The sequence below is a fragment of the Caloramator quimbayensis genome (assembly GCF_900167605.1).
GTDB classification, from domain to species: Bacteria; Bacillota; Clostridia; order Clostridiales; family Caloramatoraceae; genus Caloramator_B; species Caloramator_B quimbayensis.
Map to the genome: position 1 here is coordinate 1 of NZ_FUYH01000026.1, position 24,879 is coordinate 24,879.

Below are 24,879 nucleotides of genomic sequence, written 5' to 3' on the forward strand. Positions count from 1 at the left end.
TACAAATGTAATCGTTGAAATTTCAAATGGGGATTTCACTCTTTTTTTATTTAAGGTATTGATTTTTTCTCCAAGATGATATACTTTAGAAAAGTAAGTGAGCATTTGTTTTAAATAACTTTTGTTCATTTCATCAGCATCCTTTTTATGTTTGTTTGTGGTAAAACTATTATAAAAAGGATGCTTTCTTTATGCAATTTTTTTCTCTATATTTTCCAGTAAAAATCGGAAAATACCTAATTTCTACTTACTATTTCTTAACCATTATAAATCAACGGGCTTATCGCCCTAAAAATTTTCAAGTGCGAAATCTCTGTAAAAATATTTATTGTTAATAAATTGATATAATATCTTAACAGTTCATTTCATATAATTTCCTTATAATTACAGAAACCGGTTTCTATTTGTATTGCCTAAACGCTCTTTTTAAAAATTAATATAAGCCCCTAATACTTCTACGCTAAAATAAACTGAATCTAAAAGCTATTCTTTATAAATTCCTTCACAACTACTAAAAAGTTTTAACGGCTTAATAGGCATAAATATTTTACTTTAAGTATTAAGGGCCTAAATTTTTATATGAGAAAATATTTATATCTCTCTCATATGTTTTAGTTTACCATTATTTTTAATGAGCATTATCTCTGAAAATATGGAAAGAGCAATATCAAAAGAACTGTCCCCCCCAAGGCAAAGTCCTATAGGAGCATAGGCTTTTTCTAACTCATCCTTTGAAAATCCCTCGCTCAAAAGTCGCTCTTTAATATAATTCGTTTTTTTACTGCTGCCTATCATCCCAACATAGGCAGCGCCCCTGTTTAAAGAAGCTTTTAGTGCTGCTTCATCAAAGGAATGTCCTCTTGTTACAATAACAACATAACTTCTTTCATCGATAGGATATTTTTTCAGGTTTTCTCCAATATCTCCAAGAATTATTTCACAGTTTGGGAATCTATCAGAATTTGCAAACTCCTCCCTGTCCTCAAAAATAACAATATTAAAATCAAAATATTTTGCTATCTCATAAAGAGATTTGGCTACATGTCCACCTCCTGCAATCAAAAGCCTATCCTTTTTCCCAAAAACCTTAATAAATACGTCTATGCTTCCTCCGCACTGCATATGAAGATTTCCTTCATCGCTTAGTTTAAAACTCGCAAATTCATCCTTACCACCACTTATAGATTTTAACGCTCTTTGTATTACCTCTCTTTCAAGTTCTCCCCCTCCTACTGTTCCTACTGTGCTTTTATCCTCAAATACTGCCATCATAAATCCAGCCTTTCCCGGACTTGAACCTTTTGAGTCTACTACCGTTATAAGGGCCGCTTTTTTATTTTCTTTTAATGCACAGCTTATCCTCTCAAGAATAATCTCCTCCATTTTATCCCTCCTAAATTATTCTTTGCTTACAACAAAAATATCCTCAGGGGATATATAAAAAAATGCCTTGCCATTTTCATATTCACTATATTTAAAATTTGAAATTTCAGCTTGCAGCAGAAGATCTTTGCACCTTAAAAAAACCGTTGAATAAGATATGCCTTCAATTACATCCACAATTTCGCATTCAAAAGTATTCATATCACCCTCAGCTTCCTTTAAAAGCTTTATGTCATGCTGCCTTATACCTGCTGTCATCTTCTCTTTTAAAGTTTTATTGTTTTTATTTGCATAAATCAAAAGACCATTATGCTGTAAAAGATTATACCCTTTCCTCTCACCTACAATATCAACATCAAAGAAATTCTTGCATCCTGTTATGCGTGCGCTGTCTAAATTTACAGGACTTTTAATAACATCCCTTTTATCTCCCCTTTGAATGCATTGTCCCCCATTCATTATCAAAATCTTATCGCACATCTCATAGGCTTCCTCTATGTCATGGGTAATAAAGAGAACTGTGCCCTGATACTTTTTTATTATCTCCAAAAGTTCAGCTTTAAGCATGCTTTTAACATGGGTATCTATGGCTGAAAAGGGCTCGTCTAAAAGAAGCAGGCTTGGCTCTTTAATAAGCGTCCTTGCCAGTGCAGTTCTTTGCTGCTGCCCTCCTGATAATTGGGAAGGGTATTTTTTTTCACATCCTGTAAGCTGCATTTTTTTTATAAAATCCATTACTTTTTCATGCCTTTTACTTTTATCCAAATCTTTTATTCCATAGGCGATATTATCGTATACCGTAAGATGAGGAAAAAGAGCATAGTTTTGAAATACAAATCCTATGTTTCTATTTCTTGATGGGATATTAATTTTCTTTTCTGAATTAAAAAATTCCCTTCCATCGAGCTTTATAATCCCCCTGTCAGGGGGAAAGAGCCCAGCAATACACTTTAAAGTGAGGCTCTTTCCGCATCCTGAGGGGCCTAAAATTCCTAAAACTTCTTTATCGCAGCAAAAGGATGACTTTAAAGCAAAACTTCCAAACTTCTTTTCAAAAGATACTTCAAGCATTTTATCATCCTCTTTTCATCTTCTTTTCAAGCCTATTTACTATATATAAAACAATTACTGAAATGCTCGTCATTATAAGAACAAGAAGGTTTGCCATAGCCTTATCTCCTGATTGGAGAGCATTATATATCGCAATCGGCATCGTTAAAGTCTTATCGGGAATGCTTCCTGCAACCATAAGGGTTGTCCCAAAATCCCCGAGAGCTCTTACAAAGGACATAGTAACCCCTGATATAATTCCTCTGTAGGATATTGGAATCATAATAGTAAGAAAAATATTAAGTTCGCCTCTTCCAAGGAGCCTTGCTGCATTTATATAGTCTTCGTTAATACTTAAAAGGGCTGTCTTTGAAGATTTAATCATATAGGGAAGAGATACAATAACAGCTGCAACAATAGCTCCAGCAGGAGTAAAAACTATCATAATATTAAAATTTTTTTCAAGAAACTTCCCTATAAAAGACTGCCTCCCAAGAAGAACGAGAAGATAATATCCTAAAACGGTAGGCGGAAGAACCACAGGAAAATTAGTAAAGGTATCTAAAAAATCTGAGAACCTGCTTCTATTAAGGCTTAAATAATATGCCAGGGGAAGCCCGATTAAAAAGCTTAAAGCAGTTGATATAAAGGCTACTTTAAGGGATAAAAACAGCGGAAAAAGATTTATATTTGTCATCTATATATCTCCCGGCAAAACAAAACCGTATCTTTTCATAATCTCTCTTCCTTCTTTGCCATTTACAAACTTTATAAAATCCCTCGATATGCTTTCATTTTTTGTTCCCTTAACTACTGCCATAGCCTGCTTTAGAGGTTTATGAAGCTTGTCATCTATTAACATAAAATTCATTTCATCCTTTTTATATACAGATAAAGATATAAATCCTGCCTCAACGTTTCCGGATTTTGTCATGGCTAAAACATCCTGAATATCCTTGCAGTAAACCATCTTATCTTTTAAATCTTCCCAAAGTCCTAAGGACTGCAGGGCCTCCTTTGAAGCTGTTCCATAGGGAGCATGATCAGGATTTGCAATCGCTATCTTTTTAAAATCTTCCTTTAATAAGTCCTTAACATCGTTAACCTTAAGGGGGCTGTCTATCTTTGTTGCAATTCCTATTCTCCCTACAGCATAAAGCTGTTTGGTATCAGAAATTATTTTTCCCTTGCTTATTAAATCATCAACAAACTTAATATTTGCCGAAGCATATACATCATAGGGTGCGCCGTTTTCAATCTGCTCCCTTGCCGTTCCTGAGGATGAAAATATAAGTTTTACTTTGTTTCCTGTTTCCTTTTCATAAAGCTTTCCTATATCATTAAAGGCAAAAACCAAATCCGCAGCAGCCGCAACAGTTATTTCATTGCTTTTTTCTGCTTCCTTAGAAGATGCTTTGCTGTTAAAAACATTAAAATGCTTAAAAGCAGAATTAGATGATATTATTATGAAAATTAAAACTATTGGCAATATTTTTTTCATAATTTCCCCTCCTATTTCCCAAAGCTGCAGCTTGGAAAACGGCATTCACTGCAGTTTTCACAAAATCCTCCGTGTCCTAATCTTACTATGTCCTCCCTTTTTATAACCTCTCCTGCAATAATTCTTGGGAATACTAAGTCAAAAATAGTAATCTTGTGGTACATCCCACAGGCTGGTATTCCAACGATAGGCGTATTGTTTTTATACGCCATCATAAACATAGCGCCAGGTAGAACCGGAGAACCATAGGTTATAACCTTAGTGCTATACTCTCTTATTGCCGAGGGGGTTACATCATCAGCATCAACGGACATTCCTCCCGATAAAATTATTATATCGCATCCCTCATTTATATGGCTTTCAATAGCCTTTATAATCCTATCCTTATCATCTGGGGCATATTTTATATTGTTTTCACATCCGTAATACTCCATTTTATTTTTAAGTACAGGTCCGAACTTGTCCGTTATTCTTCCTTCAAAAACCTCCGTACCTGTAACTATTATTCCAACTTTATATTTATTAAACTCTTTAATATCCAAAATGCTTCCATGTTCCCTGCATATATTTTCAACTTCTTCTATCTTTTCCTTTTCAATTGTAAGAGGTATAATCCTTGTCCCCCCAAGGCTTTTATCTTTATCAACCACAGTATTGTTATGAAGAGTTGCAAACATAATCATCTCTATGCTGTTTATTTTATATAGAGCTTCTTCATTGACTTTTAAAAGCCCCCTCTTTTCAGCTCTAAAGTTTATCTTTCCCTCTGAGGGCCCCTGAAGATATATGTTTTTTCCTGCTGCTGCCTTTGCAATTCTAATTGCAGCTTCGTCCTCATGAATAATATTTTCGTTAAGCTCAAGGATATATATATGGTTTTTACCCATACTCTTTAGCTCTAAAATATCCTTCTCTTCAATAATATGCCCTTTTTTAAAAGCCGCCCCTTTAAATACGTTAGGCACAATTTTAGTAAGATCGTGAGCAAGTACCATCCCCACAGCATCTTCAACCTTAACCTTTTTCATGTTACCCCTCCTTTATCCTAATAGTTTAGCATGGATAAATTATCCATGCTAAACTAATTCTACTATTATTTTACCACAAATTCTATCAATTTTATTAGTTTTTGTCTGAATATTGATTTTTTTCGCAATTATCACGTTAATAAGAACTCATTGCATTTTTAATTGTTCTTTGAAAATTACACCCTATTTATCTTTAAAAATAATTCTGTCAATAAAAGAGTGAATAATCTTTGCGGTTAACCCCCAAATTACATAATTTTCATACTTATAAAAATAAACATTAAGCTTTGTGCTTTCCCATTTATAATTTTTAGAAGTTACTCCTATATCATATGGAAATTCCTCTAAAGGATTGGTTGTAGTTTTTATTTTCATAACCTGAGGCTTTGTTTTTATAAAAAAATCTAAAGGGATGAATATAATTTTTTCAACTTCATCCTTAGAAAAGTTAATTTTGTTTGCATCTTTTATCCTTGCAATAAAGGTATATATTACCTTTCCATAATGGGTTACTGCTGTATCTGCAAAAGATAAAATTTCAATATTATCCTCTTTTAAAAGCAGCTCTTCACAGGTTTCACGAATCGCAGCGTCTATCTTTCTCTCATACTTTTCAACTTTTCCTCCAGGTAAGGATATCTCCCCCGCCCCGCTTAAATTTCTGCTTCTTATTTCAAAAACTATGTTTTCTTCCCCGTTTATATTAACAAGGGGAATGGTTACTGCGTACACTCTCAAATCATCATTTTCACCAACTATGCCTATGTCTTTATATATTTTACTAAAAAAATCCCTATCCATAAATTACCCTCCAATTGTGCGGTGATTAGGTAAAATAAGTAACTGTCCCTAGATGTATAGTATATACTTAAGGCTTTTGCATAAAAAGTTAATGCAAAAGCCTTTGTTTAGTATTAGAATAGTCCCGTAACTACTCCATTTTCGTCTATATCTATGTTTTCCGCTGCTGGAACTTTGGGAAGCCCCGGCATTGTCATTATATCCCCAGTCTGGCATACTATAAAGCCTGCACCTGCAGATACCCTGACTTCATTTACTGTAATCTTAAATCCCTTTGGCGCACCTAAAAGCTGAGGGTTGTCAGATAATGAATACTGTGTTTTTGCCATACATATTGGCATTTTATCAAGATTAAGCTCCTCAAGTCTCTTTATCTCCTTTAGAGCCTTTGGTGAAAACTCAACACCATCTCCTCCATAAATTTCTTTAACTATTTTTTCAATCTTTTCAGGAATTGATTTTTCAGTTTCATATAAAGGTTTATAATTAGATTCTTCTTTATCTACTATTTCAACAAGCTTTTGAGCCATCTCTATTCCGCCTTCTCCGCCTTTTTCCCAGACTTCATTTAATGCAACTTCAACACCAAATTCTTTGCACTTATTGATTAAAAGATTTATCTCCGCATCCGTATCGGCTGAGAATTTATTTACTGCAACTAAAACTGGGAGGTTAAACTTTCTTATGTTTTCAACCTGCTTTGATAGGTTTGCAAAGCCCTTATCAAGAGCTTCAAGGTTTTCTATTGATAAATCTGTCTTCTTAACTCCCCCATGCATCTTTAATGCTCTAATGGTTGCAACGATTACAACTGCTGAAGGTTTTAGATTTCCAAATCTGCACTTAATATCGAGGAATTTCTCAGCACCAAGGTCAGCACCGAAGCCTGCCTCGGTTACTAAATAATCCGCAAGTTTAAGTCCAAGCTTTGTTGCAATTATGCTGTTGCAGCCGTGGGCTATATTTGCAAAAGGCCCTCCGTGAATTAGTGCCGGAGTGTTCTCTAAGGTTTGAACAAGGTTTGGCTTTATAGCGTCCTTTAAAAGCAGAGTCATAGCACCATCAACCTTTAAGTCTTTTGCAGTTACAGGCTGACCGTCCATATTATATCCTATTATTATCCTTCCTATCCTTTCTTTCAAATCCATCAAATCGCTGGATAGACATAAAACCGCCATAATCTCAGAGGCAACAGTTATCATAAATCCGTCCTGCCTAACAAAGCCGTTTGCCTTTCCTCCAAGGCCTATTACAACATCCCTAAGTGCCCTGTCATTCATATCTATAACTCTTTTCCATGTAATCTGCCTTGCATCTATTCTAAGGCTGTTCCCCTGATGTATGTGATTATCTATTGCAGCAGATAAAAGATTGTTCGCAGCGGTTATAGCGTGCATATCTCCTGTAAAATGAAGGTTTATATCCTCCATAGGAACAACCTGAGCATATCCTCCTCCTGCAGCTCCTCCTTTAACTCCAAAAACAGGTCCAAGTGATGGCTCCCTTAATGCTATTATTGCATTCTTTCCTATTTTATTAAGAGCTTGTCCAAGGCCGACACTTGTTGTTGATTTTCCCTCTCCTGCAGGGGTTGGTGTTATAGCTGTAACAAGTATGAGCTTTCCATCCTTTTTATCCTTTAGTCTTTTAAATATGTCGAGAGAAACCTTAGCCTTATATTTTCCGTAGAGTTCAAGCTCATCTTCAAGTATCCCAACATTTTCAGCTATTTCTCTTATATCCTTCATCTTCGCCCTTTGTGCGATTTCAATATCGCTTGGTATCTTGCCCATATCAATCATCCTCTCGTATTATTTTGCTTTTATTATAAAATATAAGCGTCACAAAATCGTCGATTTGTTATAAAACTTCACTTTTATCTATATTATAAACAAAATTTATCTATTAATATACATAAAACTTATTGTGTTTTTATAAATTCAGCAGAGTATGAGTTTTAAAAAGAATCTGCACTAATTTCTCAGTGCAGATTTATAATTCAAATTGCTTTCTTAATACTAATTAAAATATGTTACTACGCCTAAATAATTCTGCTCTCTCTTTCGGTTTTTACTATATTTGCTGCTATTTCATGAGCTCTATTTCTTACTTCTTCTTCATTAACAGATACTAAATGCCCATCTTTTACAACTATTTTGCCGTTTACAATAGTCATTTTAACAAGGCTTGAATTCCCGCAGGTAACTATTCCAACAGCTACATTATGGCATCCTGCATAGGCTATATCATTCAAATCTAAAAGTATTATGTCTGCCGCCTTGCCGATTGATAATTCACCTATGTCATCACGTCCTAAAACCTTAGCTCCTCCCCTTGTTGCCATCTTTAAAACATCGTAGGCGCAAAGCCCGTCAGTTCCATACTTTAAATGATTAAGAAGGTATGCCCTTCTAACCTCTTCCCACATATTAGAGCCGTCATTTGAAGCACTTCCGTCAACGGCTATACCAACATTAACCCCTGCTTTTACAAGCTCGCTTGTTCTGCATATTCCGCTGCTGAGTTTCATGTTAGAAGAGGGGCAGTGGGCAACTCCGCTTCCTTTTAAAAGCTTTATTTCATCATCATTTACATGTATTACATGGGCAAACCATACATCCTCACCAAGCCAGCCTATGCTCTCCATAAGCTCAACAGGCCTTTTCCCGTATATTTCGATGCAGTATTTTTCCTCATCTAAAGTTTCCGCAAGATGAGTATGAAGCATTACCTTCTTTTTTCTTGCAATATCCCTGCACTTTTCCATAAGGGATAAAGTTACAGAAAAAGGCGAGCATGGGGATAGGGCTATCCTGTTCATTGCAAATTTTTTGTCATCATGATATTTATCTATAACTCTCTCGCAGTCTAAGAGTATTTCCTCCTCATCCTGTACGACGCAGTCTGGCGGAAGACCTCCCTTGCTTTTGCCTCTCGACATAGAACCTCTTGTTGCATGAAAACGTATACCTATATCCCTTGAAGCTTTTATCTGTTCGTCTATTAGATAGGGACTCTTTCCCTTTGGAAAAACATAGTGGTGATCCATAGTAGTTGTGCATCCAGTTTTTAAAAGCTCACTAAATCCAATCATAGCCCCAAAGTATACAGATTCGCTGTCTATATGCTTCCAGAACTCATAAAGTCCTACAAGCCAAGGAAAAAGAGGCTTTTCCTGAACCTCATCAATTCCTCTGAAAAGAGTTTGATAAAGATGATGATGGGTGTTTACAAAGCCAGGAAGAGCAACTAAATCTTTGCAGTCAATAATTTGACAGCCTTCATATTCAATGTTTTTTTCTATTCTTACAATTTCATTGTCTTTTATAAGTATGTCAAAACCATCAAATATATTGTCATTATCATCAAAGGTTAAAACCTTTGATATGTTTTTTAAAAGAAGATATCCCATATAAATCCCACCTTATTTTCCTCCCATAAGGAGAGTCATAACCGCCTTTGCAGTATGAAGCCTGTTTTCAGCCTCATCATAAACAACTGAATGAGGTCCATCGATTACGCTGTCTTCAACCTCATTGTTTCTGTCTGCTGGAAGAGCATGCATATATATTGAATCCTTGCTTGTAAGCCTCATCATATCCTCAGTACACTTCCAGTGTTTATTAGATTCAAGAAGATTGTCAACAACGTCTTTGCTTGGATTTGTTACCCAGCTTCCCCAGTTCTTTGGTATTACAACATCTGCATCCCTGTATGCTTCTTCCATGTCATGAGTAATCTTAACGCTTCCCTTATACTGCTCTGCATATTTTTTAGCCTTTTCAATAACCCAGTCAGGAAGCTCGTACCCTTTAGGATAAGCAAGAGTTACATCCATACCAAACCTTGGGAACAAGAGAACCTGTGATACTGGAACCGATATAGGTTTTTTATGGCTTGTTGCATAGGCCCAAATTATTGAAACCTTAAGTTTGTTTGTATCTTTGAATTTTTCTTTTATTGTCATGATATCAGCAAGAGCCTGCATAGGATGGTAAAGATCACACTGAAGGTTCATTATTGGAACACTGGAGTATTTTGCCATTTCCATTAAATACTTATTTCCAATTCCCCAGAAACAGTTTCTGCATGCTATTCCATGTCCAAATCTTGATAGTATTACTCCAGTATCCTTTGCGCTTTCACCGTGGGATATCTGCATTGTACTTGTATCAAGATAGTTAGCATGCCCGCCAAGCTGGGCAATTCCCGCTTCCATTGAATTTCTTGTTCTTGTTGATTGTTCAAAGAACATTAAGAATATAGTCTTGTGAAGAAGGTAGGGCGTGTCGATTCCCATAGCGAATTTTCTCTTTAAGTCGAAGGATACATCGAGCATAGTTTCGATTTCTTCGTTAGTGTAGTCCTGAAGAGTTATAAAGTGTCTTCCTCTAAATAATGTTTGCATAATAAATCCCCCTTTTACTTTGCGTAATTATTTACATATATTATTGGTATTAGTGCATACATTGCTGCACACTTTACAAGCTCGCTCTTAAAAGTTTTCTCATTAGGTGCATGGGCTTCCTCTTCATGTCCTGGGCCAAAGCCTATGCAGGGTATGTTATATCTTCCCATTATAGATACGCCGTTTGTAGAGAATGTCCATTTATCAACTATAGGCTCATATTTAAAAAGCCTTCTATATGAGTCAACAAGAGTCTGACAAACCTCATGCTCCTCAGGAATTACCCAGCTTGGAAAATAACATTCCGTTGGATATATAAGTCCTGTATAGGATGGCTTATCGTAGCTGTACATTGAAACCTCAGCATTTGCCTCCTTAACTGAAGGAAGATTTCTTATCTGCTGAAGAGCCATCTCAAAGGTTTCACCCCATGTGAGCCTTCTATCTATTGATATTGTGCATTTATCTGCAACAGCACATCTTGAAGGCGATGAGAAGAAAATCTCTGATACTGTCAAAGAGCCCTTTCCTAAAAACTCGTCATATCCGAGGTTTTCAGCTAAAGCTTTAAGTTCGTTAATAATTGGAGCCATCTTATATATAGCATTATCCCCTCTTTCAGGTGCTGAGCCATGGCAGCTTATACCGCTTGTTGTAACTTTAATCTCCATCCTGCCCCTTTGTCCTCTGTATATATTGCAGGATGTAGGCTCTGTACTTACAACAAACTCAGGTCTTATCTTATCCTCGTTTATAATATACTGCCAGCAAAGCCCGTCGCAGTCCTCCTCCTGAACTGTACCTGTAACGATTAAAGTATAATCATCAAGAAGGTCTAAATCCTTAATTATCTTTCCTGCATAAACCATAGCTGCCATTCCGCCCTCTTGGTCGCTTGCTCCCCTTCCTACTATGATTTCCTCATCCTCATAGCCCTCATAGGGATTATAGTTCCAAAGGCTTATATCACCTATTCCAACGGTATCTATATGAGCATCCATTGCGATTATGTGCTTGCCATTTCCAATGTAACCTAAAATATTACCCATAGGATCTATCTGTACCCTGTCAAATCCTACCTTCTCCATCTCCTGCTTTATTCTAAGTATAAGCTCCTTTTCATTACAGCTCTCACTTGGTATTGCTATCATATCCCTTAAGAATTTACTCATATCGTTTTTATAACCCTCAGCAAGCCTCAATATTTCTTCAGGATTTACTTCTTTTTTCATTCTAACACCCCTTTTTATTTAAATTACCTAATCTTTTTAAGTACTGTCCTCTTCCTCTTTCACCAATAAATTCATTATCCTTTACTATAACCTCTCCCCTTGAGAGGGTTAATACAGGATATCCCTTTAGTTTTAACCCTTCATAGGCAGTATAATCGCATCTGCTGTGTAGCATATCTTTGCTTAAGACTGTTTCTTTCTCAGTATCTATTATTACAAGATCCCCATCGCTGCCTATACTTATAGTTCCTTTTTTAGGATAAAGCCCGAAAATCTTTGCAGGGTTTGTGCAGCAAACCTCAATAAACTTAGATAGGGAAATCCTCCCTTTCATAACCCCTTCAGAAAACATAAGGGGTATTCTCTCCTCAACCCCTCCGATTCCATTGGGGCATTTGGTGAAATCATCCTTTCCATAATTCTTATATTGTAAAGAGAAGGGGCAGTGGTCCGTTGCAACAGCATCAATAAGCCCTTGCCTTATTCCCTCCCAAAGAAACTGCTGATTATTTTTATCTCTAAGGGGAGGACTTAATATATATTTAATTCCATCCTCATTAAGGTATTTATCCTCGCTTAAAAGGAGATATTGGGGGCATGTTTCAGCAAAAATATTTTGCCCGCTTTGTTTTACTTTTTTTACCCTTTCAAGTGCCTTTAAGGTTGAAAGATGGACAATATATATATTAGGATTTTGTGCCATATCGCAAATATCTATTATCCTTCCAACAGCCTCAGCCTCACATAAATCTGGGCGGCTTTTAGAATGATATATAGGCTCCCTTTTCCCTTCATTTATAAATTCTTTCTTTAAGTAATTTATAATGCTGTCGTTTTCACAGTGAATACAAAGAATGCCTCCTAAACCTTTCAGCCTTTCCATAAGCCTTAATACATCGCCGTCTTCAATTTTAAAATCGTAGGTTAAATATATTTTAAAGCTGCTTATTCCCTCATCCCTTATCATAATCTCAAGCTCATTTAATATATCATCGTCAATATGCTGTATTACGCCATGAAATCCATAATCTATTACTGAATCCTTTGCATATTCATGATATACCCTTGCCTGATGGAAAAGGCTGCAGCCCTTAGGGCCAAAGCCCATATGGTCTACAATAGTTGTTGTTCCTCCGCAGGCAGCAGCAACAGTTCCGCTGTAAAAATCATCCTCTGCAATAAAATTTCCTGCATGGAGATTAAAATGAGTATGAACATCTACTCCACCAGGGATTATAAGCTTCCCCTTTGCCTCAACTAAATTCTCACAGTCGTCCTTTAAATCCTTTCCTATTTTTTTTATTATTCCATCTTCAATATATATATCACCCTCATAGATTCCTCTTTCATCTGCAATTTTGCCGTTTTTTATCAGGGTTCTCATAAACTCACCGCCTAAAGCTTTAAAAGAAAGTTTGATAGAAGGCTTAAGGCAACTTCCTTTCTATAATATGCCGTTGACCTTTGATCATCTATGGGGGTTATAATGCTGCTGTACATATCTATTATTTCAGGGATTTTTATATCTTTACCAATTTCAATTATTTTATTTTCATAATCCCTGCATCTTACAACCGTTGGCCCTACCGCCCCAAAGGATAGCCTTATATCTTCTAAAATACCGTCTTTTTTCTTAGCAAGCCCTGTAAAGGAGAGCTTTGAGAGGGCTGTTGATTTCCTTGTTCCAACCTTTCTAAATTCCCATATATCATATTCCTTCAAAGGTATTTTTATCTTAGTTAAAATCTCATGCTTTTTAATATCCTTTTTTCTCGGTCCTTTTATAAAATCTCCAATATATACTTCTCTGCTCCCCTCAATACTCTCTAAAACGAGTGTTGCTTGGGCTGCATAAAGATATGGAAGGGTATCCCCTGCAGGGGAGGCATTGCAAATATTCCCTCCTATAGTTGCTATATTCCTAATTGAAGGAGATGCCATAGATTTTGCAGCCTCCCTTAAAGCCTCTGGAATTAAATTGTTCTTCTCTACGCTGCAAAGGGTAGTCATAGAGCCTATTTCAATATAATTACTATCAGAGCTAATATCCTTTAACTCTTCTATTGAAGATAGGAAAAGAACCTTCTTATCAGAGTTTTTGTCATCAAAATATATTTTTCTATTAACCATAAGGTCCGTTCCGCCTGCAAATAATATACAGTCCTCATTTTTTATAATCTGTAAAGCCTCTTCTAATCTTTTGGGTTTATAGGATTTTACCATAGTCCCTCACCCCTTTTGGCTGCCATTTTAACCGCTTCAATTATCATATTATAGCCTGTGCACCTGCAAAGGTTTCCTGATAATCCTTCTCTTATGTCTTCCTCAGTAGGATTTGGGTTTTTTCTCAAAAGAGCATAGGATGCCATAATCATACCTGGAGTACAAAAGCCGCATTGTACAGCCCCTGCATCTATGAAGCTTTCACTTAATATTTCAAAGATTCTGCTTTTTTTAAGGCCTTCTATAGTTAAAACTTCCTTCCCCTCTGCCATTTGGGCTGGATACAGGCAGGAATTTATAAGCTTCCCATCTATTAAAACAGAGCAGGCACCGCATTCTCCCTTGCCGCACCCTTCTTTTGCTCCCGAAAGATTAAAATCATCCCTTAAAACGTCAAGAAGCCTTTTTACAGGGCTGCATAAAACCTCCACTTCTTCTCCGTTCAATATAAACTTTATTTTATTTTCCATGCCTTAACACCTCCAAAATATTCTCAGGCCTTACAGGTATATTACTAATTTCAAGGCCAAGGGCATCTTCAACTGACAGGGCGTAGGCTGGAGGTGAACCTACAAAAGTCAATTCTCCAAGAGCCTTTGCACCGTATGGACCGTATTTGAAGGGTTCGCATAAAAGTTCGCTGTAAATATAAGGAACATCCTTTGAAGTTGGAATAATGTAATCAGAGCTCGTCCTTTGAAGAAATCTCCCCTCCTTATTTTCCATAACCTCAATACCCGCATATCCAAGCCCCTGAACTATTCCTCCATCTATTTGTCCCTTTACGATTCTCTCATCTATTGCCTGTCCTATATCATACACCGCATATACATTTTTTATCGTACTCTCATAGGTTATAGAATCAACTTCAACCTCAACAACATTAACCCCAAAGGAATAGGAAGTGTAGGCATCGCCTTTAAATTTATCCCCGTCCCACTCATAACCTTCAGGATATTTATAATCTGCTTCAACTATTAAGGTTTCATTTTCATTCCATCTATTTTTTAACTCCTCTGCAGCCTCCCTTAAAAGCTCACCTACTACAACAGTAGTTCTTGATGCAACGGTAGGTCCTGAATCCGGAACTCTATCAGTATCGGGGTTTTCAAATATGACCTTCTCTATTGGAATATTTAGAGTATAGGCAACTATTTTTCTCGATGTTGTCATAGCGCCCTGTCCCATCTCTACATTAGAAATCAGTATTTCAACGGTTTCATCGATTTTCTTTAAAAGCTTTACCTTTGCCTTTATATGATCTCTCTCACCGCTTCCAGTAAAGCCTCCCCCGTGGAAGAAAAGACTCATTCCAATGCCTTTTAATTTTCCCTCTTTCCTTTCTTCTTTAAACCTCGATTTTTTTTCATTATAGGAGGACATTATTTCTGCCCTTTTAATCATTTCCTTAAGCTTTATTTCATCTCTGAAGGTTCCTCCCGTTGAGGACTTATCTCCTCTTTTTATAAGATTATTAATCTTAAAATCTAAGGGATTAAGATTAAATTTCTTTGCTATGTGCTCCATATGAATTTCAATTGCAAAAAACGCCTGGGGAGCCCCAAATCCTCTGAAAGCCCCGCTTATAGCCTTGTTTGTAGCAACTGCTCTGCCCTTTACATATAGATTTTCTATATTATAAACGCCGCTTATTGCAAACATAGCCCTTTGAAGTACGACCTCAGATAAACTTGCATAGGCACCTCCATCGAGGATTATATCAGCTTCCATTCCTATAACTTTGAAATTATCATCAAGGTAACTTTTTAGTTTTATTTTTGAAGGATGCCTTTTTGTTGTAAATTCTATATCCTCATCCCTGTCATAAACTATTTTTACAGGCCTTTTGCATTTTATAGAAGCTGCTGCCGCCTGTGCTGCAATTAATGAGGGATAATCCTCCTTCCCTCCAAAACCTCCACCTGTTGTAAGCTGTACAACCCTTATTTTGTCGCTATCAGCTTTAAAGAAGTCTAAAAGTGCATTTTTTATATAATAGGGACACTGCATCGAGCCGTATATAGTTATTTTTCCATCCTTAAAATCTGCAATTATGCCCTGAGTCTCTAAATAGAACTGTTCCTGATACCCCGTTTCATATTCTCCTTCATAAACATAGGAAGCTCTATTTTTAACCTCATTAATGTCTCCCTTTTCAACTACATAATCTGCAAAAAGATTGTTATCACCATATATAGGCTCCTTAGTATTAAGTCCTTCCTCAAGGGTTAATATCGGCTGTATATTTTCATATTCAACTTCTATTTTTGACAGTATATTATCTATAATTTCCTTATCTTCTCCTACAACTAAGGCTATAGGTTCTCCAACATAGTTTACAACATCCTGTGCAAATACGCTCATATCGCTTTTTAATATTTTAAGTTTATTAGGCTTTGGAACATCATCCTTATCAACGATATAATATCCTTCGGGAAGAGAGGGATATTTTATTGATTTTATTTTTCCTCTTGCGATTTTAGACCTTAAGGTTTTACCATAGAGCATATTTTCAAATTTTACATCACAGGTGTATTTAGCCTCACCTGAAATTTTTGCTATTGCATCATCTCTTCTTATTGACAATGCTATATCCCTTCCCATAGCTTCACCCCCGAGATTTAATATTTTAATATTTCTTTATAATCCTCCATTGTGTCTACATCCTTTAAAATTCCTATACAATCAACGTAAGCATAGGATGGGTTATTATCATTTATAAACTCCCTCAAATTGCTATACTTATTATCATTTATTTTTTCTATTTGACTGCTTTTAATAAAGATTGGATGCCCCCTTTTTGAATTGTAAACAGGGATTATAATATCCCCCTTTATGCTCAATAGCTTTTCATAAACAAAGCCCTCAATTAAAGGATAATCCCCTGGAGTTAAGAAAAATCCTTCTCCCTTTACAGTTGAAATTCCTTTTTTTATTGAGGAAAACATTCCTTCCTCATATTTTTCATTGAATATAAGCTGAACTTTTTCATATTTTTTTATTACAGGCTCTAAATTTTCTATTTTATATCCTCCTACGACTGTAATCCTTTCAACATAAGGGAGCATTCCATCTATTACATTTTCAATTATTGTTTTTCCTTTATAATTTAAAGTCATCTTAAATGCATTTGCCCTTTTTGAAAAGCCTGCTGCAAGTATTATTCCTTCAACTTTCACTTTATTTCTCCTTTTCCTTAAGTGCCTTTAATATATCCTCTGCTTTAATTGGAAGTTTTGTTATTCTAACACCAACTGCATTATATATAGCATTTGCAATAGCAGCCGGAGGTGTGTCTATTCCTATCTCTCCAACGGACTTTGCACCATAAGGTCCTGTTGGGTCATAGCTCTCTGCAAATTCAACGTTTATTTTTCCTATATCCATCCTTGTTGGAATTCTATAGGTCAAGAAGCTGCTGTTTAAAAGTTTTCCGTTTTCTGCATATTTTACATCCTCAAAAAGAGTCATTCCTATTCCCTGAACTATTCCTCCCTCTACCTGAACCCTTGCAAGAGCAGGATTTATAGGAGTTCCACAGTCAACTACAACGGTATAATCCACTAAATCAACCTTTCCCGTCTTTGTGTCCACTTCAACTTCTGCAAAGGCTGTAAGGAACGGAGGAGGTGATACTTCACCGCAGAATGATTCACAGGATATAAGCTGCTTTTGATTTTTGCTGTAGAAAAGATTTGTTGAAAGCTCCTTTAGAGTTATTTCTTTTCCATCCTTTGTTTTAATCATATTTCCGTCAAATTCAATATCCATAGCGCTGCACCCAAGCTGCTTTGCGCCTTCCTCAATTATCATATCTCTCATCTTTAATGCTGCTTTTCTGACCGCATTCCCTGAAACATAGGTTGTACTTGAAGCATAGGCACCGCAGTCAAAGGGTGTTAAATCTGTATCGGAGGAGTAAACTATTATTTTGTCAACGCCAACCCCAATACCCTCAGCTGCTATCTGAGCAAGTATAGTGTCGCTTCCTGTTCCTATATCAGTTGCTCCAACTAAAAGATTGAAAAAGCCCTGATCGTTTAGTTTTATTAATGCCGAGCCCATATCTATAGCAGGAATTCCCGAGCCCTGCATAGCTATGGCGCATCCTATTCCTCTAACTTTATCACTTGATTTATTATTTTTCTTTTTATACTCATAGCCGCATATTTCCTTTGCTCTGTCTAAGCAGTAGTCAAGTTTGCAGCTCTCAACTATCATATCTACTCCCTCAGTTCCCTCACCCATTATTCTAAATATAGGAGAGGTTTCCTTTTCCCTTATCATGTTTTTAGCTCTAAAATCCACAGGGTCCATATTGCACATTTTAGAAAGTTCGTCGACTGTTGACTCTAATGCAAAGTTCCCCTGTATAGCCCCATATCCTCTGTAGGCTCCCGCTGGGGTATGATTTGTATATACTACCTTTCCTCCAAACCTTACAGCCTCTGCCTTATTGTAAAGAGGAAGGGTTTTTGAGCCTGCAACCATAAATACAGTTAAGGCATGTTCTGCATAGGCTCCGGTATTTGAGAGAATATGCATATCTATAGCTTTAATATTGCCCTCTTTGTCAGCTCCCATAGTAACATCTATTTTCATAGGATGCCTTGTATAGGAGGATTCAAAAACTTCCTGCCTCGTGTATTCAAGCTTTGACGGCCTTCCTGTTATGGATGTTATTAGAGCTGTATAAAATTCTCCGTGCAGAGCCTGCTTTCCTCCGTACCCTCCTCCTATCCTCGGTTTTACAACCCTTATCTTTTCAATAGGAATACCTAAAGCCTCTGCAACTATTCTCCTTACATGATAGGGAGTCTGGGTTGAGGATATAATATTTATCCTGCCATGTATATCCATATAGGAATAGGAACAGTGGGGTTCCATTGTAACATGGGCCTGAGCATGGGTATAATAGGTCTTTTTTACAACATATTCGCATCCTTTTAAAACTTCATCAACATCTCCATAGTGCATATTGTATTCTGCTGCTATGTTTTTTGTTGGATTAAAACCTATTGGGAACATCTCATGGCATTCCTTTTCAGGATGTATTATAGACTTATGTCCCTCTGCCTTTTCAAAATCGAGAACGGGCTCTAATACTTCATATTCAACTTCTATAAGTTTTAAAGCCTTCAGTGCTGTCTCCTCATCCTCTGCTGCAACCACAGCAACTTCATCCCCTATGTATCTTACATATTCATCAAGTATAAATTTATCGTGGGGAGAGGGTTCTGGATAGCCTTGTCCCGCCCTTGTTACTATGTTTCTTGGAACATTTTTATAAGTTAGAACGCATTTAACATTAGGAAGATACTCTGCCTTTTTAGTATCTATATTCTTTATTCTTGCAAAGGCATGGGGGCTTCTTAAAATCTTTATTACAAGGCTGTCTTTTGCAGCAAAATCCATTGTATAGGCTGGTCTTCCCTTTAAAAGTCCAATACCGTCTATTTTGGGAATTGATTTTTTAACTTCCTTCATTCTGCCACCCCCAGATATTTTTTAATGGCTCTTAGATGTCCCTGATATCCTGAACATCTGCAAAGATTTCCTACAAGATATTTATTTATACTCTCATCGTCAAAATTCTTAAGGTTGTCCTTCATAGACATAACAGTAAGTACAAACCCCGGCGTGCAGTAAGCACACTGCACTGCACCTTCCTCATTCATAAAACGACCGAATTTCTCTGCCTCTTCTTCTACTGCTTCAATAGTAGTTATATGCCCTCCATCTGCCTTTGCTGCAAGGTATGAACAGGAGGGTATTGGCTTACCGTTTAAAAGAACAGTACAAAGTCCACAGACTCCGCTGTCACAGGATTTTCTAACGCTTGTTATATTTATGCTTTTTAATATATCATAAACTGTCTCGCTTCCCTTAATATCAAATTCCATGTCTTTCTTGTTAATTTTTAAGAAAATCTTCACTTTATCACCTCCAAAAGAGCCCTTTCTACTAAGGTTTTGCAAACCTCTCTCCTATAATTAGAAGATGCCCTTAAATCATCTCCAAAGTTTAAAGTATCGCCTGCAATTTCTGCTGCCTTTTTAATGTTCTCATAGTTTAATTCATTTTGATTTAAGTATTCCATAGCATCCTTTGCATAAACCGCACTAAGAGGTCTTGCCCCTACTGCTATTTTAAAATCCTCATCTTTGCATACCGCTACGTTTAAAACGGAAAAATCGGAAAAGCTGTTTCTCATGTTAAAAAAGGAGGCTTTTTTATTATTTTTATTTATTATCACTTTGAGGATTATATCCTTTATTTCCCTGCTTGATAGATACTCCTCAAGGCTCATCTTTCCTGCTTTAAAAAGTTCAACCTTTGCATTTAGGGCTAAAAGACAGGTTAAAATATCGGAAAATCCATACCTTCCTCCTATGCATCCTCCTATGGTTGCTATATTTCTAACCTGCACCCCGGCAATTATTCCTGCAGTCTTTGAAAGTACTCCATTAAAATATGATGAAATAATGCTGCTGTCTTCTATTTCTTTTAAAGTAGTATAGGCACCTATTTCTACTGTATCTTCGTTTTCATTTATAAAACTTAAACCTAATTTTGAAAGGTCAACTATGCTTACCTCATTATCGCTAAGATGCATAAAGGCACCGCCGCCGATTATTACGCTTCCATTAAGCAGAGCATCGTAAGCTTCATTTAAACTTTCTGCTCTTTTATATTCTTTTACCTTCAATTATGGCACCTCCTTAAAATACTCCATTTATTGCCTTTGATGGGCATTTTGACTGGCAAAGGCCGCATCCGAAGCACTTATCACGATTTACAATGACTTCTTTATCCACAGTTAAGGCAAAATAAGGACAAATCTTTGCACATAATCCACAGAGAATGCATTTGTCTTTGTTTATAACAGGGTTATTGGGATTAAATTTTATTTCAGGCTTTAAAAGAGGCGTATTTATTGCATCTTTAACACTTTTAAAATTATATTTTTCAAGAACTGCGGGAAGATCATCTATTATTTTTTTATAAAGTTCTCTTCCCTTTAGCATTGCTGAGGATAGTATTTGAACGGCATCTGCACCGCACAGCAGGAACTCTAAAACATCCTCGGCACTTTGTATTCCTCCAACACCTATTACAGTAAAGTCGGGCATTGCTGTTTTAATTCTACTTATTATTGCTAGGGCAACTGGTTTTATAGCAGGACCTGAAACCCAAACCTCTCCCTTTTCATTTCCTACAAGAACCTTTCTATTTTTTAAATCTATTTTCATAGCAGGTCCTAAGGAGTTAATCGCAACAATTCCAGCCGCTCCGTTTTCCCTTACAACCTTTGCAAATTCAACAACATCGGGAATATGTGGGCTTATTTTCATAAATACAGGCTTATCTGTAAGGCTCTTTATTGTTTTTACCGTTTCCCCTATAACAGAAACATCCTTCCCTACATAATGGGTTGATATTTCAAAGGCATCTGCATATTTATCAAGTTCAGGAATTATTACCTTCATATCTTCCTTTGTGTAGCCTGCACTGAGTATCAAAGGAATATCTATATAGTCTTTAAGCTTTGGGAGTATATTTTCTATCCAATATCCTAAGGGATACTCCGACCAGAGCTCACAGTTCATTATGCTGTCTGAGTTTCCTATAATGCATGGTCTTGGAACATCTGCACCCTTTATGGATATTGTCTTTGCAACCATGCACCCAACTCCCATACCCGATATTGCCATCATCTTTTCATAAGTAGAAACAAGAGGACCTGATGCTGGCATTATTGGGTTTTTTAGATTTATGCCCGCAATTCTCGTACTTAAATCCATAAACACACCTCCTAATTTTTAATCCTTCCCCAAACCTTTTCAGATTCAAGAATTGATTTATTATAAACTTCATTTTCGTCAAAGGTTAAAATATAATTCATCATTAAAGGCTTCCCCGCTGCAAAGACGTGCTTTGGGTGGAAATTATCAAAAATGCCAAAGAACACATGGCCTATTGCATTTTCACTATTCATAGGCGTTGGAGGGCTATAGGGAACAACTATCATATCAGCGCAATATCCCTCTTCTATTCTGCCAAGTTTTATATTTAGCATTTTTGATACATATTCATAGCCGTTATTTATTATTTCTTTTAAATCATCTAAAGAGAATTTTGTAGGGCTTTTTAATCTGTTTTTCATTGCAAAGGTAAGGTTTAGATAGTCCCTCGTTATGTTAGCTCCAAGGCCGTCATTTCCAATCATGCATTTTATATTGTTTCTTCTGAGAATATCGTAATCTGAAAGTCCTACTGCATTGTTCATATTTGATGTGGGATTCAGCGCTACATAGCATTTCCTCTTTTCTATTATCCTTGCTTCATCTTCATTTATATGTACACAGTGGGAGAGTATAGAATTTTCATTTAAAAGTTTAAAATCATCAAGCCTTTTAACGATTGGCTTGTTATATTTATCAAGGCAGTCATATACATCATCGGTGCTCTCTGCCACATGAATGTGAATTGGTAAATTACCTATTATATTTGAAATTTTTTCTAAAGTTTTATCGCTGAGGCTCATAGAAGCATGCATACCAAAAACTCCGCAATACTTGTCCGATTTATTACTGCAAAAATCGATATTCTCTTCTATGCAATCATCTATGTTAAACCTGTCGCTGCTTTCAAAGCAGAATATTCCTCTAAGTCCCAAATCATCGCAAATCGATTTTTTAAGCTCATTTAAGCTTCCCTTTATGCAAAGCCCGCTTGCATGGTGGTCAATAAGAGTTGTTACTCCTGATTTTATTGAATCCATTCCATAGACTAATCCGCTCAAATAAACATCTTCCCTGTTTAACTTTCCATCAAGCTTCCACCAAAGCTGATCAAGTATATCTTTAAAGTTTTTTGGTGAGAATGGTATGTTCATTCCTCTTGAAAATGTAGAATAAATATGAGTATGACAGTTTATAAGTCCAGGCATTACTATTGAGTTTTTGCAGTCATAAACCTCATCCGCTCCATTAAATTCTTTTATAGGTCCTATTTCTTCTATATTTTTGTCAAAAATAATGTAGCAATCTTTTTGAAAATTCTTAAAATCATAGATATTTGCATTAACAAAAGCCTTCAAATAACCCCCTCCTTACTCCATCTTTAATTATTTATTAGCATTATTCATGCCAAAATATAGTATTTTAGTAAAAGGAATCACAAAAAAATTTTTCAACAGTTTATAAGAATTTTTTATTTTTAGTTCATAGTTATTTTTAGTTTACTGCTTAACAGCAGATTCCATTAAAATGATATTTTTAAATATGATAAATTAATTTTTCTTTTATAGATTTAATAAAAATTATCATTTTAATAATTTAAGTACAAAAATAAAAACCTCACAAAATGTTTAAATTTATGTCTTCAATATTTATCAATTTGATAAACCGTACTCATCTATTTTTCTATACAATGTTGCAATTCCTATTCCAAGCTTTTGCGCTGCAATTCTTTTTCCCTGAGTTGTATTTCCATATTTTTTAAGAGCCTTTATTATCTCATTTTTTTCAAGTTCCTCGATTCTATGGATTTCCTCTTCTCCATCATGCTCTTTACTTTTTTTATTCAAAATGCTCCTTGGCAATATATCAACCGTTATTTTTCCATCGTTATCCATCATGTTTATCATATATTCAATAGTATTTTCAAGCTCTCTTACATTTCCAGGCCAATCGTATCCATAAAAAATATCAAACACCTTAGAATCTATATCTATAGAGGAAAATTTCTTTTCTAAAAGCTTTGTATATTTTTCAATAAAATACCATACCAAAATATTTATATCCTCTATCCTTTGCCTTAAAGGAGGTATATTAAAGGGTATTACGTTTAGTCTATAATACAAGTCTTCTCTAAATTTATTCTGCTCTATTAGTTTTAAAAGATCCTTATTCGTTGCAGCAATAACTCTGACATCTATATCAATCGGAGTGTTTGAGCCTATTTTTACTATTTTATGGTCCTGAAGAACCCTTAAAAGTTTAGTCTGAAGGTTTAGAGGCATGTCCCCAATCTCATCGAGAAATATTGTACCTTTATTTGCCAATTCAAATTTTCCTATTTTCCCAGAGCTTAAAGCTCCTGTAAAAGCTCCTTTAACATATCCAAAAAGCTCGCTTTCCAAAAGCTCATTAGGTATGGCTGCACAATTTATAGCTACAAAGGGTCCATCCTTTCTATCACCCTCATTGTGTATAGCCATAGCAAAAAGTTCTTTGCCTGTACCGCTCTCTCCTGTAATAAGAACCGTTGAGCGGGAGGGGGCAATCCTCTTAATATTCCTTTTTATTTCATTTATTATTTGAGAATTGCCCAATATATCATCGCATTTTGCTGCTTTTTTACTGATGTTTTGTTGATTAGAGCTTTTGTTTTCATTAAAAATAAACATCCTTTCAAACTGATTTTCCTTTAAACCCATGGTGTATATATCCCCTAAGACAGTAAAACTCCTTTTGTCTATTTCAAGCAGAAACTCCTTTGCTCTTCCATCCCCCTTTCCAATCTCGTGAAGATTTATATCATCTTTAAAATTTATATTCTGAAAATTAAGCATCTCAACAGCTCTTTTGTTTATATGAGTTACCTTGTTTGAGCTGCTTAATATAATAACCCCCTTATCCATCTTATCTATGACTTGATTCAGGGATTTTAAAAGAGTCTGCTCTCTCATCTTTTCCTTTCTTTCGTAGGCAGTAATGCTTATAAATTCTGATATCTGCTGCAAAAATTCCATATAGGTATCAAAATCTGAAAGAAGATGATTTTTCTGCTCATCCGTAAAACATATAAGTCCTATAACACCAATTATCTTACTCCCAAGTTTAATAGGGGTGCATACTTCAAATTTTTCCTCACAGTTATCTCTCTTTTGACACTTAAGGCAAATGCTGCTCTTGCCCGGCTCTTTTATTATCTTAGCACTTCCTGTTTCTATGGCATTTTTATAGACATATCCCTGTTTTTCCAAACTCATATTTACAAGTTTGCTGTAGCTGCCTGTCCCCGCAACTCTTATTAGATTAGAATCTGCAATCTCTACATCCACTTTTAGCACTTTAGATATAATATTTGCATATTTAATTATTGAAGGCTGTACATCCATCAAAATAGAACCCATCCCCTTGCCTCCTTTATGAATATTGCGACTATTCTAACTATTATTTATATTATACATCAAAATCCATGAATTACAATTACTGCATAATATATCATCTTAAAATATATTTC

At 35.8% G+C, this 24,879-nt stretch carries 21 protein-coding genes; all 21 read right to left on the minus strand.

Annotated elements, in window-relative coordinates; translation table 11 throughout:
- Nucleotides 1-591: 591 nt before the first annotated feature.
- Nucleotides 592-1,383, minus strand: a complete 792-nt coding sequence (locus B5D15_RS12630) for an XdhC family protein (RefSeq protein ID WP_078697477.1) — start codon at nt 1,381-1,383, stop codon at nt 592-594.
- Nucleotides 1,384-1,398: 15 nt separating this feature from the next.
- Nucleotides 1,399-2,454, minus strand: a complete 1,056-nt coding sequence (locus tag B5D15_RS12635; protein ID WP_078697478.1) for a sulfate/molybdate ABC transporter ATP-binding protein — start codon at nt 2,452-2,454, stop codon at nt 1,399-1,401.
- A 4-nt stretch (nt 2,455-2,458) separates the two neighbouring features.
- On the minus strand, nt 2,459-3,130 hold the full coding sequence (modB, locus tag B5D15_RS12640; RefSeq protein WP_078697479.1) for a molybdate ABC transporter permease subunit: 672 nt from the start codon (nt 3,128-3,130) through the stop codon (nt 2,459-2,461).
- Entirely contained in the window at nt 3,131-3,934 is an 804-nt protein-coding gene (gene modA, locus B5D15_RS12645; protein ID WP_078697480.1) for a molybdate ABC transporter substrate-binding protein, read from the minus strand. It lies immediately after the preceding gene.
- A gap of 11 nt (nt 3,935-3,945) precedes the next feature.
- Entirely contained in the window at nt 3,946-4,962 is a 1,017-nt protein-coding gene (locus tag B5D15_RS12650) for a molybdopterin-binding protein (protein ID WP_078697481.1), read from the minus strand.
- 183 nt (nt 4,963-5,145) lie between these two features.
- Nucleotides 5,146-5,763, minus strand: coding sequence for an NUDIX hydrolase (locus B5D15_RS12655; protein WP_078697482.1), 618 nt, complete (start codon nt 5,761-5,763; stop codon nt 5,146-5,148).
- 113 nt (nt 5,764-5,876) lie between these two features.
- Nucleotides 5,877-7,547: a formate--tetrahydrofolate ligase gene (locus B5D15_RS12660; protein WP_078697501.1), complete on the minus strand. Its 1,671-nt coding sequence runs from the start codon at nt 7,545-7,547 to the stop codon at nt 5,877-5,879.
- A 257-nt stretch (nt 7,548-7,804) separates the two neighbouring features.
- Nucleotides 7,805-9,175: an 8-oxoguanine deaminase gene (locus tag B5D15_RS12665; RefSeq protein ID WP_078697483.1), complete on the minus strand. Its 1,371-nt coding sequence runs from the start codon at nt 9,173-9,175 to the stop codon at nt 7,805-7,807.
- Between the two features lie 12 nt (nt 9,176-9,187).
- Nucleotides 9,188-10,171 (minus strand): ornithine carbamoyltransferase, encoded by a 984-nt coding sequence (locus B5D15_RS12670; RefSeq protein ID WP_078697484.1) that lies wholly within the window; start codon nt 10,169-10,171, stop codon nt 9,188-9,190.
- Nucleotides 10,172-10,185: 14 nt separating this feature from the next.
- A complete protein-coding gene (locus B5D15_RS12675) occupies nt 10,186-11,403 on the minus strand; it encodes a YgeY family selenium metabolism-linked hydrolase (RefSeq protein ID WP_078697485.1) in 1,218 nt (405 codons plus the stop codon).
- A gap of 1 nt (nt 11,404) precedes the next feature.
- Nucleotides 11,405-12,787 (minus strand): dihydropyrimidinase, encoded by a 1,383-nt coding sequence (gene hydA / locus B5D15_RS12680; RefSeq protein ID WP_078697486.1) that lies wholly within the window; start codon nt 12,785-12,787, stop codon nt 11,405-11,407.
- A gap of 11 nt (nt 12,788-12,798) precedes the next feature.
- Complete coding sequence (locus B5D15_RS12685) at nt 12,799-13,626, minus strand: FAD binding domain-containing protein (protein WP_078697487.1); 828 nt, start codon at nt 13,624-13,626, stop codon at nt 12,799-12,801.
- The gene (locus B5D15_RS12690; protein WP_078697488.1) at nt 13,620-14,096 is read right to left on the minus strand and encodes a (2Fe-2S)-binding protein; all 477 of its coding nucleotides are present in this window, start codon (nt 14,094-14,096) and stop codon (nt 13,620-13,622) included. Before B5D15_RS12690 ends, B5D15_RS12685 begins: the two co-directional genes overlap by 7 nt.
- On the minus strand, nt 14,086-16,230 hold the full coding sequence (locus tag B5D15_RS12695) for a xanthine dehydrogenase family protein molybdopterin-binding subunit (protein ID WP_078697489.1): 2,145 nt from the start codon (nt 16,228-16,230) through the stop codon (nt 14,086-14,088). Before B5D15_RS12695 ends, B5D15_RS12690 begins: the two co-directional genes overlap by 11 nt.
- Before the next feature lie 17 nt (nt 16,231-16,247).
- Entirely contained in the window at nt 16,248-16,805 is a 558-nt protein-coding gene (locus B5D15_RS12700; RefSeq protein ID WP_078697490.1) for a nucleotidyltransferase family protein, read from the minus strand.
- A 1-nt stretch (nt 16,806) separates the two neighbouring features.
- A complete protein-coding gene (locus B5D15_RS12705; protein WP_078697491.1) occupies nt 16,807-19,113 on the minus strand; it encodes a xanthine dehydrogenase family protein molybdopterin-binding subunit in 2,307 nt (768 codons plus the stop codon).
- Complete coding sequence (locus B5D15_RS12710) at nt 19,110-19,562, minus strand: (2Fe-2S)-binding protein (protein WP_078697492.1); 453 nt, start codon at nt 19,560-19,562, stop codon at nt 19,110-19,112. The genes B5D15_RS12705 and B5D15_RS12710 overlap by 4 nt, the downstream gene beginning before the upstream one ends.
- A complete protein-coding gene (locus B5D15_RS12715; protein ID WP_078697493.1) occupies nt 19,559-20,335 on the minus strand; it encodes an FAD binding domain-containing protein in 777 nt (258 codons plus the stop codon). Before B5D15_RS12715 ends, B5D15_RS12710 begins: the two co-directional genes overlap by 4 nt.
- 13 nt (nt 20,336-20,348) lie before the next feature.
- Complete coding sequence (locus tag B5D15_RS12720; protein ID WP_078697494.1) at nt 20,349-21,431, minus strand: 4Fe-4S binding protein; 1,083 nt, start codon at nt 21,429-21,431, stop codon at nt 20,349-20,351.
- A gap of 11 nt (nt 21,432-21,442) precedes the next feature.
- Nucleotides 21,443-22,729, minus strand: coding sequence for an amidohydrolase family protein (locus tag B5D15_RS12725; RefSeq protein WP_078697495.1), 1,287 nt, complete (start codon nt 22,727-22,729; stop codon nt 21,443-21,445).
- 294 nt (nt 22,730-23,023) lie between these two features.
- Nucleotides 23,024-24,769, minus strand: a complete 1,746-nt coding sequence (locus B5D15_RS12730) for a sigma-54 interaction domain-containing protein (RefSeq protein ID WP_078697496.1) — start codon at nt 24,767-24,769, stop codon at nt 23,024-23,026.
- Nucleotides 24,770-24,879: the final 110 nt, after the last annotated feature.

Coding starts and splice junctions, on each gene's coding strand:
- B5D15_RS12630 (WP_078697477.1), bottom strand. CDS start 1,383: ATGGAGGAGATTATTCTTGAGAGGATAAGCTGTGCATTAAAAGAAAAT.
- B5D15_RS12635 (WP_078697478.1), bottom strand. CDS start 2,454: ATGCTTGAAGTATCTTTTGAAAAGAAGTTTGGAAGTTTTGCTTTAAAG.
- modB (WP_078697479.1), bottom strand. CDS start 3,130: ATGACAAATATAAATCTTTTTCCGCTGTTTTTATCCCTTAAAGTAGCC.
- modA (WP_078697480.1), bottom strand. CDS start 3,934: ATGAAAAAAATATTGCCAATAGTTTTAATTTTCATAATAATATCATCT.
- B5D15_RS12650 (WP_078697481.1), bottom strand. CDS start 4,962: ATGAAAAAGGTTAAGGTTGAAGATGCTGTGGGGATGGTACTTGCTCAC.
- B5D15_RS12655 (WP_078697482.1), bottom strand. CDS start 5,763: ATGGATAGGGATTTTTTTAGTAAAATATATAAAGACATAGGCATAGTT.
- B5D15_RS12665 (WP_078697483.1), bottom strand. CDS start 9,175: ATGGGATATCTTCTTTTAAAAAACATATCAAAGGTTTTAACCTTTGAT.
- B5D15_RS12670 (WP_078697484.1), bottom strand. CDS start 10,171: ATGCAAACATTATTTAGAGGAAGACACTTTATAACTCTTCAGGACTAC.
- B5D15_RS12675 (WP_078697485.1), bottom strand. CDS start 11,403: ATGAAAAAAGAAGTAAATCCTGAAGAAATATTGAGGCTTGCTGAGGGT.
- hydA (WP_078697486.1), bottom strand. CDS start 12,787: ATGAGAACCCTGATAAAAAACGGCAAAATTGCAGATGAAAGAGGAATC.
- B5D15_RS12685 (WP_078697487.1), bottom strand. CDS start 13,626: ATGGTAAAATCCTATAAACCCAAAAGATTAGAAGAGGCTTTACAGATT.
- B5D15_RS12690 (WP_078697488.1), bottom strand. CDS start 14,096: ATGGAAAATAAAATAAAGTTTATATTGAACGGAGAAGAAGTGGAGGTT.
- B5D15_RS12695 (WP_078697489.1), bottom strand. CDS start 16,230: ATGGGAAGGGATATAGCATTGTCAATAAGAAGAGATGATGCAATAGCA.
- B5D15_RS12705 (WP_078697491.1), bottom strand. CDS start 19,113: ATGAAGGAAGTTAAAAAATCAATTCCCAAAATAGACGGTATTGGACTT.
- B5D15_RS12720 (WP_078697494.1), bottom strand. CDS start 21,431: ATGGATTTAAGTACGAGAATTGCGGGCATAAATCTAAAAAACCCAATA.
- B5D15_RS12730 (WP_078697496.1), bottom strand. CDS start 24,769: ATGGGTTCTATTTTGATGGATGTACAGCCTTCAATAATTAAATATGCA.